This window comes from Pseudomonas sp. HS-18 (genome assembly GCF_020401845.1).
Taxonomy (GTDB): domain Bacteria; phylum Pseudomonadota; class Gammaproteobacteria; order Pseudomonadales; family Pseudomonadaceae; genus Pseudomonas; species Pseudomonas nitroreducens.
In genome coordinates, this window is sequence record NZ_CP084413.1 from 4,880,048 (window position 1) to 4,892,144 (window position 12,097).

Annotated in this window: 14 protein-coding genes and 1 tRNA gene; 1 reads left to right on the forward strand and 14 read right to left on the reverse strand. The window is 62.7% G+C overall.

Annotated elements, in window-relative coordinates; translation table 11 throughout:
- Positions 1–4: 4 nt before the first annotated feature.
- Positions 5–256: a sulfurtransferase TusA family protein gene (locus LDJ84_RS22765; protein WP_037016457.1), complete on the reverse strand. Its 252-nt coding sequence runs from the start codon at positions 254–256 to the stop codon at positions 5–7.
- A gap of 226 nt (positions 257–482) precedes the next feature.
- Between LDJ84_RS22765 and LDJ84_RS22770 the strand changes: the two genes are divergently transcribed.
- Positions 483–1,919: a M48 family metalloprotease gene (locus LDJ84_RS22770; protein ID WP_024763374.1), complete on the forward strand. Its 1,437-nt coding sequence runs from the start codon at positions 483–485 to the stop codon at positions 1,917–1,919.
- Between the two features lie 142 nt (positions 1,920–2,061).
- Here the strand turns inward: LDJ84_RS22770 and nadA are convergent, their stop codons facing one another.
- The 13 genes from nadA to ruvA all read right to left on the reverse strand — a co-directional run bounded on the left by nadA (position 2,062) and on the right by ruvA (position 12,085).
- Positions 2,062–3,120: a quinolinate synthase NadA gene (gene nadA, locus LDJ84_RS22775; protein WP_024763373.1), complete on the reverse strand. Its 1,059-nt coding sequence runs from the start codon at positions 3,118–3,120 to the stop codon at positions 2,062–2,064.
- A 158-nt stretch (positions 3,121–3,278) separates the two neighbouring features.
- Positions 3,279–3,354: transfer RNA gene (locus LDJ84_RS22780), tRNA-Lys, on the reverse strand.
- 59 nt (positions 3,355–3,413) lie between these two features.
- Positions 3,414–4,106, reverse strand: coding sequence for a 7-cyano-7-deazaguanine synthase QueC (gene queC / locus LDJ84_RS22785; RefSeq protein WP_226045453.1), 693 nt, complete (start codon positions 4,104–4,106; stop codon positions 3,414–3,416).
- Positions 4,107–4,126: 20 nt separating this feature from the next.
- Positions 4,127–4,774, reverse strand: a complete 648-nt coding sequence (gene queE / locus LDJ84_RS22790; protein WP_226045454.1) for a 7-carboxy-7-deazaguanine synthase QueE — start codon at positions 4,772–4,774, stop codon at positions 4,127–4,129.
- A 197-nt stretch (positions 4,775–4,971) separates the two neighbouring features.
- Positions 4,972–5,814, reverse strand: coding sequence for a tol-pal system protein YbgF (ybgF, locus tag LDJ84_RS22795; RefSeq protein WP_065084497.1), 843 nt, complete (start codon positions 5,812–5,814; stop codon positions 4,972–4,974).
- 6 nt (positions 5,815–5,820) lie between these two features.
- A complete protein-coding gene (gene pal / locus LDJ84_RS22800) occupies positions 5,821–6,327 on the reverse strand; it encodes a peptidoglycan-associated lipoprotein Pal (protein WP_017522099.1) in 507 nt (168 codons plus the stop codon).
- Positions 6,328–6,379: 52 nt separating this feature from the next.
- Positions 6,380–7,678 (reverse strand): Tol-Pal system beta propeller repeat protein TolB, encoded by a 1,299-nt coding sequence (tolB, locus tag LDJ84_RS22805; protein WP_065084496.1) that lies wholly within the window; start codon positions 7,676–7,678, stop codon positions 6,380–6,382.
- On the reverse strand, positions 7,675–8,730 hold the full coding sequence (tolA, locus tag LDJ84_RS22810; protein WP_089285722.1) for a cell envelope integrity protein TolA: 1,056 nt from the start codon (positions 8,728–8,730) through the stop codon (positions 7,675–7,677). The genes tolB and tolA overlap by 4 nt, the downstream gene beginning before the upstream one ends.
- A complete protein-coding gene (tolR, locus tag LDJ84_RS22815) occupies positions 8,727–9,191 on the reverse strand; it encodes a protein TolR (protein WP_024763368.1) in 465 nt (154 codons plus the stop codon). The genes tolA and tolR overlap by 4 nt, the downstream gene beginning before the upstream one ends.
- 23 nt (positions 9,192–9,214) lie before the next feature.
- Positions 9,215–9,910: a protein TolQ gene (gene tolQ, locus LDJ84_RS22820; protein WP_024763367.1), complete on the reverse strand. Its 696-nt coding sequence runs from the start codon at positions 9,908–9,910 to the stop codon at positions 9,215–9,217.
- Position 9,911: 1 nt separating this feature from the next.
- Positions 9,912–10,358, reverse strand: coding sequence for a tol-pal system-associated acyl-CoA thioesterase (ybgC, locus tag LDJ84_RS22825; RefSeq protein WP_015478279.1), 447 nt, complete (start codon positions 10,356–10,358; stop codon positions 9,912–9,914).
- Positions 10,359–10,410: 52 nt separating this feature from the next.
- Positions 10,411–11,469 (reverse strand): Holliday junction branch migration DNA helicase RuvB, encoded by a 1,059-nt coding sequence (gene ruvB / locus LDJ84_RS22830; protein ID WP_017522105.1) that lies wholly within the window; start codon positions 11,467–11,469, stop codon positions 10,411–10,413.
- Between the two features lie 10 nt (positions 11,470–11,479).
- On the reverse strand, positions 11,480–12,085 hold the full coding sequence (gene ruvA / locus LDJ84_RS22835) for a Holliday junction branch migration protein RuvA (protein ID WP_170859307.1): 606 nt from the start codon (positions 12,083–12,085) through the stop codon (positions 11,480–11,482).
- Positions 12,086–12,097 lie beyond the last annotated feature (12 nt).

Genomic DNA, 12,097 nt, shown 5'->3' on the forward strand with positions numbered 1-12,097 from the left:
AGAGCTACTTCTTGCGAAGCCAGTAGCGATAGACGCCGCCTTCGACCTCTTCATGCAGCAGCGAGTGCCCGGCAAGATCGGCAAAAACGCGGAAGTCGCGCTGGGAGCCAGCGTCGGTGGCTATCACCTTGAGCACCGCCCCGCTGGGCAGCTTGTTCAGCTCGAGCTTGGCCTTGAGCAGCGGCAACGGACAATTGAGACCGCTGGCGTCCAGCTCCGCGTCACAGGCGGGGACGGACGGCGTGGAATCGGACATCGAAACGAACTCCGGTCAGGGCGCCCAAGAATACCGAAAGCCTTGGAAAAGTAACCAGGCCCAGGCAAGACGGTGTTCATTAATCAAGTCGTCAGCATCAAGGCCTAAAAGGAAGACCAAGCGAAAATACCCATTTCGAATTGCGCCGCACTTCCGCCCTGCAAACTAGGCATAGGCGTTAGCGTGCGGCTAAAGTAGAGCCTTTCTCGGAACGAGCCTCGTGTACATGAAAGTACTCCGCCCTGCCCTGCTGTCGCTCGCTGTCGCCCTCGCCACGCCGGCCCTGGCGGACGACTTGCCGTCTCTGGGCGATGCCAGCTCGTCCATCGTCTCTCCGGAGCAGGAATTCCAGCTCGGCCGCGCCTGGCTGAGCATGCTGCGCAACCAGGTCGATACGCTCAACGACCCGCAACTCAAGGATTACGTCGAGTCCAGCGTTTACCGCCTGGCGGAGTCCAGTGAACTGCAGGACCACCGCCTGGCCTTCATCCTGATCCGCGACAAACAGATCAACGCCTTTGCCGCCCCTGGCGGCGTGGTCGGCGTCAATGGCGGCCTGTTCATCTATGCCCAGACCGAAGGCGAATACATCGCAGTACTGGCACACGAACTCGGCCACTTGAGCCAACGCCACTTCGCCCGTGGCATCGAGGCGCAACAGCGCATGCAGGTACCGGTGATGGCCGCCATGCTGGCCGGCATTATTGCCGCCGCAGCGGGTGCCGGCGACGCCGGTATCGCTGCCATCGCCGGCACCCAGGCCGCAGCGATCCAGAACCAGTTGCGCTTCTCCCGGCAGAACGAGCAGGAAGCTGACCGCGTCGGCGTCGCCACCATGGTCCGCGCCGGCTACGACCCGCGCTCCATGCCCAACATGTTCGAGCGCCTGGCGCGCCAGTACCGCTACGAGGGCAAGCCGCCGGAATTCCTGCTGACTCACCCGGTGACCGAATCGCGTATCGCCGACACCCGCAACCGCGCCGAGCAATACCCCAAGGGCGGCAAGGAAGACTCGCTGCGCTACGAGCTGATGCGCGCCCGCGTCCAGCAGATGTTCGAGGACACCCCGGGCATGGCCAGCAAACAGTTCCGCGCGCAGCTCGATGAAGACCCGAAGAACGATGCCGCCCGCTATGGCCTGGCGCTGTCGCAGACCAAGATCGGCCAGCTCAACGACGCCCGCAGCAACCTCCAGCAACTGCTGGCCAAGGCACCCAACGACATCAGCTACAACCTGGCGATGTCCGACCTGGACATCACCGCCAACAAGTTGCCCGATGCCCAGGCGCGCGTGCAGAAAATGCTCACCCAGTACCCGGACAGCTATCCGCTGATCCAGGCCAACGCCGACCTGATGATGAAGACCAACCGCGCCGCCGACGCCGAGAAGACGCTGTTCAAGCTGTCCCAGCGCCGCCCGCTGGACCCGGACGTGTGGAACCGCCTGGCCGATGCCTGCACCCTGAGCGGCAACGCCATCGGCGTATACCAGGCCCGCGCGGAGTACTACGCACTCACCGGCGACTACAAGCAGGCGATCGAGCAACTGGACTTCGCCAAGCGTCGCGCCGGCGGCAACTTCACCCTGGCTGCGCGCCTGGATGCACGCCAGCAGGAGTTCCGCGACCAGGAACGCATCCTGAAGGAGATGATGGGGCGCTGAGCAACAACGCAGCCCTTGCCTGTGCTCGCGAACAGCTTGATGCCACTGATTCCCGTGGTGGGTTCGCGAGCAAGCTCGCTCCCACAAAAGCCTCAAAGAAAAAGCCCGGCATCTGCCGGGCTTTTTCATGGTGCCGCGAGAGTCAGGCGTTGCCCGCCAGTTTCAGCTTCGCCGCCTGGGTGAAGTCGAGCATGCGCTTGAGCGGCTTGATCGCCTTGGGAATCAGCGCCGGGTCGACGAAAATTTCGCCCGAGCCTTCCTTCAGGCATGCCAGGGTGCGCTCCAGGGTGTTCATGGCCATCCACGGGCAGTGTGCACAGCTGCGGCAAGCCGCGCCGTTGCCGGCGGTGGGCGCCTCGATGAACTCCTTATCCGGGCACAGCTGCTGCATCTTGTAGAAGATGCCGCGGTCGGTGGCGACGATGAAGCGCTTGTTCGGCATCGTCTGCGCGGCCTTGATCAATTGGCTGGTGGAGCCCACCGCATCGGCCAGCTCAACCACCGCTTCCGGTGACTCCGGGTGCACCAGGATCGCGGCGTCCGGATAGACCGCCTTAAGGTCTTCCAGCTGCTTGGCCTTGAACTCCTCGTGAACGATGCAGGCACCGTCCCAGAGCAGCATGTCCGCACCGGTTTCGCGCTGGATGTAGCGCCCCAGGTGCTGGTCCGGCGCCCAGAGGATCGGCTCGCCGTTGTCCATCAGGTGCTCGACGATCTCCACGGCGCAGCTGGAGGTCACCACCCAGTCCGCACGAGCCTTCACCGCCGCCGAGGTGTTCGCGTAGACGACCACGGTGCGCTCCGGATGCTTGTCGCAGAACGCCGAGAACTCTTCCACCGGGCACCCCAGGTCCAGCGAGCAGGTCGCCTCCAGCGTGGGCATCAACACACGCTTTTCCGGATTGAGGATCTTCGCGGTCTCGCCCATGAAGCGGACACCAGCCACCACCACGGTCTGCGCCGAGTGCTGGTTGCCGAAGCGGGCCATTTCCAGCGAATCGGAAACGCAACCGCCAGTCTCTTCAGCCAGCGCCTGGATCACCGGATCGCAGTAATAGTGCGCGACAAGCACGGCGTTCTGCGCCTTCAATTCGGCAGCGATGGCCGCACGGTAGTCGGCCTCTTCCTCTGCGCTCAGCACCCGCGGCTGTTTCGCCGCCAGATGGGCCTGAACCAGAAGGCGTTCGGAAATCTGGGACATCGTGTGGAAACCTCAACAGGCACGGTCTGATTATGCCGGCGATTTTATCACCACCATCCCTCGTCGCGGCGGGCCGAGGAGTGCCGCGCGGCGGACTTTTTCCGGCACATGGCAAAAGCCCCGTGACCTTTCGATCACGGGGCTTTCACAGGATTTGATGGTGGGTCGTGTAGGATTCGAACCTACGACCAATTGGTTAAAAGCCAACTGCTCTACCGACTGAGCTAACGACCCGACGTGGTGCGTATAATACTGATTTCTAACGTAAAAACAACACCCCGAGAAAACTTTTTTCAGAAATATCGCGTAGGGTCGGAAATTCCAGCGGCGGAAAAGCCCTCGGAGCGCAGTCGGCAGCTGTCACATTTGCGGCAAGCACGCCCCTCATCATCAGCCTGATAGCAGGAAACGGTGAGGCCGTAATCGACGCCCCGAGCGACGCCTGCCTCGATGATCTGCGCCTTGGAAAGGAACTGCAGCGGCGCCTGGATACGGAAGCCGTCGCCCTCCACTCCTGCCTTGGTCGCCAGGTTCGCCATATGCTCGAAGGCCTCGACGAACTCCGGGCGGCAATCCGGGTAGCCGGAATAATCCACGGCGTTCACGCCGATGAAAATGTCCCGTGCGCCCAGCACTTCCGCCCAGCCCAGCGCCAGAGAAAGGAACACGGTATTGCGCGCCGGCACATAGGTCACCGGAATGCCTTCACTGGGGGCTTGGGGAACATCGATGCTGCTGTCGGTCAGCGCGGAGCCGCCGATACCATTCAGGTCGAGGCCGATCACCTTGTGCTCGACCACGCCCAATTGGCGGGCGACGCGCTCGGCGGCCTGCAACTCGGCACGGTGACGCTGGCCGTAGTCGAAGCTCATGGTGTAGCAGGCGTAGCCCTCGGCCTTGGCCATGGCGACCACTGTCGCGGAATCCAGGCCACCGGAGAGCAGGATCACGGCTTTCTTGTCGTTCGCAGCATTCTTGTCGGACATAAACAGGGGCTCCTCCGCGCTCAGTGGCCCGGCTCATCGTTCCAGAGAATCTTGTGCAATTGCAGCTGCAGGCGGACCGGCAGGTTGTCGCTGACGATCCAGTCGGCCAGCGCGCGCGCATCCACCTGGCGGTGGCTGGGCGAGAACAGAACCTCGCCGGCTCGCTCGTCCAGGCGGTACTCGATCAGCTTGGACACCGCCCAGTCATAGTCCTCGCGGGAACAGATGACGAACTTGACCTGATCGTTGAGCGTCAACTCGCCGATGTTCTCGTAACGATTGCGCGCCACTTCGCCGGAGCCGGGGGTCTTCAGGTCGAGGATACGGCTGACGCGGCGGTCGGTGGCCGAGATGTCCAGCGCGCCGCTGGTTTCCAGCGATACTTCGTAGCCGGCATGGCACAGCCGTTCGAGCAGCGGGATACAGTTGGGCTGCGCCAGCGGCTCGCCGCCGGTCACACAGACGTAGCGCGGGCGATACCGCGCAACCTGGTCGAGGATGGCGTCAAGGCTCTGGACTTCGCCGCCACTGAAGGCATAGGCGGTATCGCAGTAGTTGCAGCGCAGGGGACAGCCAGTCAGGCGTACGAACACGGTCGGCAAGCCGGCGGTGCGCGTTTCCCCCTGCAACGAGTAGAAAATCTCGGTAATGCGCAGGGTCTGTTGCATATCAGCCACGGGCGTGACGGCTATACAGGCCATCCGCCTCCGTTGCGTTGGAGTCGTGGGCGCACTGGAGAGGCGCCCGGCAATCCCGTAACACAGCAGACATCAGCGCAGCTGAAACCACTGGCTTTTCCGGGGGCGGCAATTTTAACGAAAAAACCCGCGGAGGGCGCGGGTTTTCAGACTGCGAGATAGGAAGCCTACTTCAGGTTCTTCAGATCACGCTGGGACAGTTGGGCAGCGGAGGTGCCCGGATACTGCGCGACCACCTGCTGCAGGATGCCGCGAGCCTTGTCATTGTTACCCAGGCGGCGCTCGACATCGGCGAGCTTGTACAGCGAGTCCGGCACCTTGGCGCTGCTCGGGTAGGCCTGGCTGACGCGGGCGAAAGCCTGGCCGGCGCCCTGCAGGTCGCCTTTCGCGAGATTCACTTCACCCAGCCAATACTGCGCGTTACCCGCGTACTGGCTGTTCGGGTACTTGCGCAGGAAGGCGCCAAAGGCCTGGCTGGCCTTGTCGAAGTCCTTGGCCTTGATCAGGTCGAAGGCGGCGTCGTAGTAGAGCTTCTCTTTTGCCGGGTCACCCGGCTCGCTGCTGGCGGCGGGCTGCTGTTGCTGGGCGGCGGCAACGCCTGCTCCGGTAGCAGCTCCTGCGCTGGCGCCGGCAGCGGGGGAATTCTGTTGAACAGCAGCACCGGCCGCTCCTGCACCTGCACCGCTGGAAAGGCGGCTGTCAATGTCCTGGAAGCGCTCCTGGTTCTCCTGCTTCATTTGCTGGATCTGGTTCTGCTGCTCTTCGAGCATGCCGCGCAGACGGGACATTTCGTCCTGCATCTGCTGCAGCTGCATGAACAGCTGAGCCTGACCGGAGACGGGAGTTGTCATCCCGCCTCCGGCGTAGGCGCCATCAGCGCCTGCGGTGCCATAACCCGAGGGCGGCGTGCTGGCATAGCCACCATTGCCGTCCTGTACCGGAACCGCGGCTGCCGCCATGAGGGGCAGTCCGCATGCGATCAAGGTCAGAAAACGCAGGCGCATCGGCATCACGTCTTACTTCTTCAGCTCAACGCGACGGTTCTGGGCCCAGGACTGCTCGTCGTGGCCAGTGGCAACCGGACGCTCTTTGCCGTAGGAAACCAGTTCCAGCTGAGCCGGGGAAACGCCCTGCAGTACCAGGTAGCGCTGAACGGCCTTGGCACGACGCTCGCCCAGAGCCATGTTGTACTCGCGGGTGCCGCGCTCGTCAGTGTGACCTTCCAGGACTACGCGCTGGCCGGAACCTTTCAGGTCCTTGGCGTGTACGTCCAGGGCACGCATGGCTTCCGGCTTCAGGTCGGAGCTGTCGTACTCGAAGTAGAAGGTGGTGATAGCGCGCAGAGCGGCTTCGTCGCTCAGGGAGCCGTCAACGGCACCGCTGTTGGCGCCGTAGCCAGCGTTCGGGTCAACGCCGCCATTGGCGCCTTCACCAGTTGCATCGCCTTTCTTGGACGAGCAACCAACGGCTACGGCCATGGCGAGGGCGATAACGGCAAATTTGCCGAATTTCAGCATTTCCATCATGTAACTCCTAATGAACCCCAGTGTATAAGTTTGAAACAGTTGGCAACCGTCAGTTCAGGTAAGGGGACCAGGAAGGCTCGCGCACGTCGCCTTGAGCGGTGGGTAGCGGTAACCGAACACGTCCGTTGATGCTCACGAGCATCAACACGCCCCGGTCCTGCTGGCGGGTGGCGTATATTAGCATCGTGCCATTTGGCGCAACAGTGGGCGAATCGTCCAGATTGGTGTTGGAAAGTACCCGGAGATTACCGCGCTGAAGGTCCTGCGCTGCGATCTGGAAGTTGGTGAATCCGTCCTGGCGGTGAACCATCACCAGGGTCTTCTCATCCGCCGAGAGTTTCGGGTTGGCGTTGTAGTTGCCGATGAAGGTCACGCGGTCGGTAGCGCCCGAGTTCACGTTCATCTTGTAGATCTGCGGTTTGCCGCCACGGTCCGAGGTGAAGTACAGGGTCGAGCCGTCCGCGCCCCAGAAAGGTTCGGTGTCGATCGCCGAGTTGTTGGTCAGGCGACGCAGCTGGCGGCTGCCCAGGTCCATCACGTAGATCTCCGGGTTGCCGTCGCGCGACAGCACGAAGGCCAGGCGGTTGCCGTCCGGCGAGAAGGCCGGGGCGCCGTTGAGGCCTTCGAAGTTGGAGATCTGCTCGCGGCGGCCAGTGTCGACGTACTGCATGAAGATGCGCGGACGCTTCTGCTCGAAGGACACATAGGCGATACGGCGACCATCGGGCGAGAAGCGCGGCGAAAGGATCGGCTCGCGCGATTGCAGCAGGGTCACCGGGCGAGCGCCGTCATAGTCGGAGCGCTGCAGGGTGTAGCGGGTGTTGTCCACCGAGAAGCGCTCGGCAGTCACGTAGAGCAGCCGGGTGGAGAAAGCACCCTTGATGCCGGTGAGCTTCTCGAACGACTGGTCGGCGATGTAGTGCGACATGTCGCGCAGTTGGTCGGTAGTGCCGCCCACGCTGCCGGTCAGGACCTGCTGCTGGGTCGCCACGTTGAGCAGGGCATACTGGATCTGCAGGCGGCCACCGTTGGGCACGATGCTGCCGACCAGCACGTACTGCGCGCCGAGGGCCTGCCAGTCACGGTAGATCACTTCACTGGCCTGGACCGGCTGGCTGATCATGTTCTGGCGCGGGATCGGCTCGAAGTAACCGGAATTGCGCAGGTCGTTGCCGATGATGTTCGACATGTCTTCGGGCAGCACATTACCGCCCTGCCAGCCGAACGGAACCACGGCGATCGGGACGGCCGAGTCACGACCGCTGGAGATCACCAGCGGGTCGGCGGCCTGCGCTGCGCCGGCCACCAGGGCCAGGGCGAAGAGCGCGAAGCGAATCAGGGTACTCACAGATCTAAATCCTCCGGTTTGAAGACCATTCGGCGCTGACGATACAGGCTATCGAACGTGGCGCGATCCAGTTTTTGCAGTTCGGGAATACGGCCCACATTTCGGACCGCTGCCACTGCCGAATCGTCGAAAGGCTTGTCACCACTGGAGCGAGTCACGCTCACATTAGTGATGGCGCCGCTCGGCAACATCTGAATCAGCACTTCTACGCTCATTCCATTACGAGCTGAAGGAGGACGGCTCCACTGCTGGCTCACCAGGCTGACGATCAGATCGTCAAAGTTGCCCGCCACCTCATTACCTTGCTCGTCGGCCAGGGCCTGCTGCCGCTGCGTGTCATCCGACAGCAGTTCAGCCAGGGCCTGGGCCTTCTTGTCTTCCGTCGCCTTGCGAGCTGCGGCAGCGGCTGCGGCAGCAGCCTTTTTCTTCGCAGCCTCGACCGCGGCAGCCTTCTTCTTGGCTTCATCCGCGGCGGCTTTTTTCTTCGCGTCCTCGGCGGCCTTCTTCTTGGCCTCCTCGGCAGCTTTCTTTTTCGCCTCTTCAGCGGCCTCTTTCTTGGCCTCTTCCTCGGCTTTCTTCTTGGCTATGTCAGCCTGCTGCTTCTGCTCGGCGGCCTTGGCCTCAGCTGCTTTCTTGGCGGCTGCGGCAGCATCGGCCGCCTTCTTGGCGTCGTCTGCCTTCTTCGCTTCTGCAGCTTTCTCAGCGGCATCTGCAGCCTTTTGAGCCGCGTCGGCCTTCTTTTGTTCCTCGGCTTTCGCAGCAGCCAATGCCTGCTGCTCAGCCTTCTTCTGCTCGAGCTGCTCCTGCTCGTATTGCTTGGCCGAGGTTTTCTTCGCCTCGCCGGCTATCTTCTGGTTGGTCTGCTGGGTCGCCTGGCTCTTGGACTTCAACTGGTACAGGGTAGCCTGGACGATCGGCCGCGAAGGCGGCAGTTCAGGCGTGCTGGCCCAGCTGACGAACAACATGGCAAAAATCAGCACATGCAGGGCCACGGCCAGGACCGTTGGCCAGAAGTAGCCTTCCGATTGAGAGCGCTCGAGCTGGTGCATCAACTACCTGGTGCCTCGGTAATCAGACCGACGTTGCCGACCCCGGCTTTCTGCAGACCGCCCATGACGGCCATGACCGAGCCATAGTCGACTGCCTTGTCCCCACGGACGAAGACCTGGACTTTCTTACCCTGGCGGCTGTTCTCGGCCATGATGCCGGTGGCAGCGTTGACCAGCTGATCGAGGTCCACGGCAGTCTGGCTGCCCTTGCCCTGATCCGGGTCCACTTCCGAGCCCATGTTCCAGTAGTAGGTCTTGTCGGCCTTGATGGAGATGGTGAGCACGCGGGAATCGTTATCCTGCGGCAGCGCTTCGCTGGAAACCTTGGGCAGGTCGACCTTGACCCCCTGGTTGAGCATGGGCGCGGTCACCATGAAAATGACCAGCAGTACCAACATCACGTCGATGTAGGGCACCACGTTCATTTCCGCGACCGGCTTGCGCTTGTGACGAACTCTTGCCATGACGGCTTACCTCTTGGTCGTCTTCAATCGTCGCTGGTGTGCACTTTGCGGTGCAGGATGGCCTGGAACTCGTCGGCGAAGGTGTAGTAGCGGCCGATGAGCATTTCCGAGCGAGCGGCGAAACGGTTGTAGGCGATGACCGCGGGGATGGCCGCGAACAGGCCGATGGCGGTAGCGATCAGCGCTTCGGCGATACCCGGCGCCACGGTGGCGAGGGTGGCCTGCTGCACGGTGGCCAGGCCACGGAAGGAGTTCATGATGCCCCACACGGTGCCGAACAGACCGATGTACGGGCTGGTGGAACCGACGGTAGCAAGGAACGGCAGGCTGGTTTCCAGCTTCTCTTCCTCGCGGGAAATGGCGACGCGCATGGCGCGGGAAACGCCTTCCATCACTGCATCCGGGTCAACGCCGGCCTGCTGGCGCAGACGGGAGAATTCCTTGAAGCCGGCACGGAAGATCTGCTCGACCCCCGAATCCGGATCGGGGTTGCTGCCCGCCTGACGATAGAGCTTGGACAGGTCGATGCCCGACCAGAAGCGCTCTTCGAAAGTATCCAGGGCCTTCTTCGCCGAGCGCATCATGTTGCTGCGCTGGAAAATCATGATCCAGGAAGTGACCGATGCGGCCACCAGGGTCAGCATCACCAGCTGTACCACGACGCTGGCGTTACTGATCAAGCTCCACATGGAAGTATGGTCGACGACGTTCGGTTCCACGTTAATCTCCTGCTGAAAGGGTGTCCGGACTGCCGGCAAATGCCGCACGCAACACATCTGGGATAGCGCGGGGTTTCAGGGTGTCCGCCCGCACGCACGCCACCAGGAATCGCCCCTCGCAGAGCAAGGTCGAATCCGACGCCCGTCGAACCTGTTGACGAAACTTCAGGCTCGCACGGTTCAACTCCTCCACTTCGGCGCTGACGAGCAGTTCGTCGTCCAGGCGAGCCGGCGCGTGATAGCGCGCCTCGGCCGAATGAACGACGAAAAGCAGGTTCTCCCCCGCCAGCTGCGACTGGGCAAAGCCCAGATCACGCAGCCGCTCGGTACGAGCCCGCTCCATGAACTTGAGGTAGTTGACGTAGTAGACGATGCCGCCGGCATCGGTGTCCTCGTAATAGACCCGATACCGCTGCTGGAACGGCTGACCCCCGTGTTGCGCGCGCATACTCTAAAACCAAGTCCTGGCTTTGCCAATCGGCAATCGCCTACAAATGCAATTAATTACCATCTTCAGGGGCGAACAGATCCGGCGTTGCCCCCTCCCCCATCCGCTTCGGCACATTCAGGCCGAAATGCAGGTACGCATGCCGGGTCACTACACGGCCGCGCGGTGTGCGCATGATATAGCCTTGCTGGATCAGATAGGGCTCCAGCACATCTTCAATCGTGTGTCTTTCTTCGCTGATGGCGGCCGCCAGGTTGTCGACACCCACCGGCCCACCGTCGAACTTGTCGATCATGGTCAGCAACAGGCGGCGATCCTGGTGATCGAAGCCCCTTTCGTCCACGTCCAGCAGGTTCAGCGCCTTGTCGGCGATGTCGCGACTGATGTGTCCGGTGCCACGCACCTCGGCGAAATCCCGTACACGGCGCAGCAGCCGGTTGGCGATCCGCGGCGTACCACGGGCGCGCCGGGCGATCTCGAAGGCACCCGCCGGCTCGATCTCCAGGCCGAGAATCCCCGCCGAGCGGGCGACGATGCTGGACAGGTCGTCCACACCGTAGAACTCAAGACGCTGCACGATACCGAAGCGGTCACGCAGCGGATTGGTCAGCATGCCGGCGCGAGTCGTCGCGCCGACCAGGGTGAAGGGCGGCAGGTCGAGCTTGATCGAGCGCGCGGCCGGGCCTTCGCCGATCATGATGTCCAGTTGGAAGTCTTCCATGGCCGGGTACAGCACTTCCTCGACGATGGGCGACAGGCGATGGATCTCGTCCACGAACAGCACGTCGTTGGGCTCGAGGTTGGTCAGGATCGCCGCCAGGTCGCCAGGGCGTTCCAGCACCGGGCCGGAGGTGCTCTTGATCGAAACCCCCATCTCCTGGGCGATGATGTTCGCCAGGGTGGTCTTGCCCAGGCCGGGCGGGCCGAAGATCAGCGTGTGATCCAGCGCTTCCTGACGCCCGCGGGCCGCCTGGATGAACAGCTCCATCTGCTCGCGCACCACCGGCTGACCGACGTAGTCCGCCAGCTTGAGCGGGCGGATGGCGCGGTCGAACTGCTCTTCGCGGTCGCGACTGGAGGCTGAGGAAATCAGGCGATCGGCTTCGATCATCAATATCTACCTAGACCATGCCCTTGAGGGAACGGCGGATGAGTTCTTCGCTGGACAAGCCATCCTCCTGCACGGCGGCCACGGCGCGGCTCGCCTCCTGAGGTTTGAAACCCAGGGCGATCAGCGCGCTGACCGCATCGGACTCGGCGCTTGAGACTGCGGCAACCCGCATGGGTTCCACCACCAGCGGCGCGATGGACGGAATATTCTCCCACGCCTTGAAGCGATCCTTCAGCTCCACCAGCAGGCGCTCGGCAGTTTTCTTGCCGACGCCCGGAATCTTCACCAGGGTCGAAGTATCCTGCGCCTGCACGCAACGCACCAGTTCATCGACCTCCAGCCCCGACATCAGCGCCAGTGCCAGCTTCGGCCCCACGCCGTTGAGGCGGATCAGCTCGCGGAACAGCTCGCGCTCGCGCTTCTCGGCGAAGCCGTAGAGCAGGTGGGCATCCTCGCGCACCACCAGATGGGTGTGCAGGGTCACCGGCTCGCCCAGGCTCGGCAGGCGGTACAGGGTGGTCATCGGCACTTCCAGCTCGTAGCCCACGCCGTTTACATCGACGATCAGGTGCGGCGGCTGCTTCTCCGCCAGGGTGCCACGCAGGCGTCCAATCACGGGTGTTTGTCC

Coding starts and splice junctions, on each gene's coding strand:
- LDJ84_RS22765 (WP_037016457.1), bottom strand. CDS start 256: ATGTCCGATTCCACGCCGTCCGTCCCCGCCTGTGACGCGGAGCTGGAC.
- LDJ84_RS22770 (WP_024763374.1), top strand. CDS start 483: ATGAAAGTACTCCGCCCTGCCCTGCTGTCGCTCGCTGTCGCCCTCGCC.
- nadA (WP_024763373.1), bottom strand. CDS start 3,120: ATGTCCCAGATTTCCGAACGCCTTCTGGTTCAGGCCCATCTGGCGGCG.
- queC (WP_226045453.1), bottom strand. CDS start 4,106: ATGTCCGACAAGAATGCTGCGAACGACAAGAAAGCCGTGATCCTGCTC.
- queE (WP_226045454.1), bottom strand. CDS start 4,774: ATGCAACAGACCCTGCGCATTACCGAGATTTTCTACTCGTTGCAGGGG.
- ybgF (WP_065084497.1), bottom strand. CDS start 5,814: ATGCCGATGCGCCTGCGTTTTCTGACCTTGATCGCATGCGGACTGCCC.
- pal (WP_017522099.1), bottom strand. CDS start 6,327: ATGGAAATGCTGAAATTCGGCAAATTTGCCGTTATCGCCCTCGCCATG.
- tolR (WP_024763368.1), bottom strand. CDS start 9,191: ATGGCAAGAGTTCGTCACAAGCGCAAGCCGGTCGCGGAAATGAACGTG.
- ybgC (WP_015478279.1), bottom strand. CDS start 10,358: ATGCGCGCGCAACACGGGGGTCAGCCGTTCCAGCAGCGGTATCGGGTC.
- ruvB (WP_017522105.1), bottom strand. CDS start 11,469: ATGATCGAAGCCGATCGCCTGATTTCCTCAGCCTCCAGTCGCGACCGC.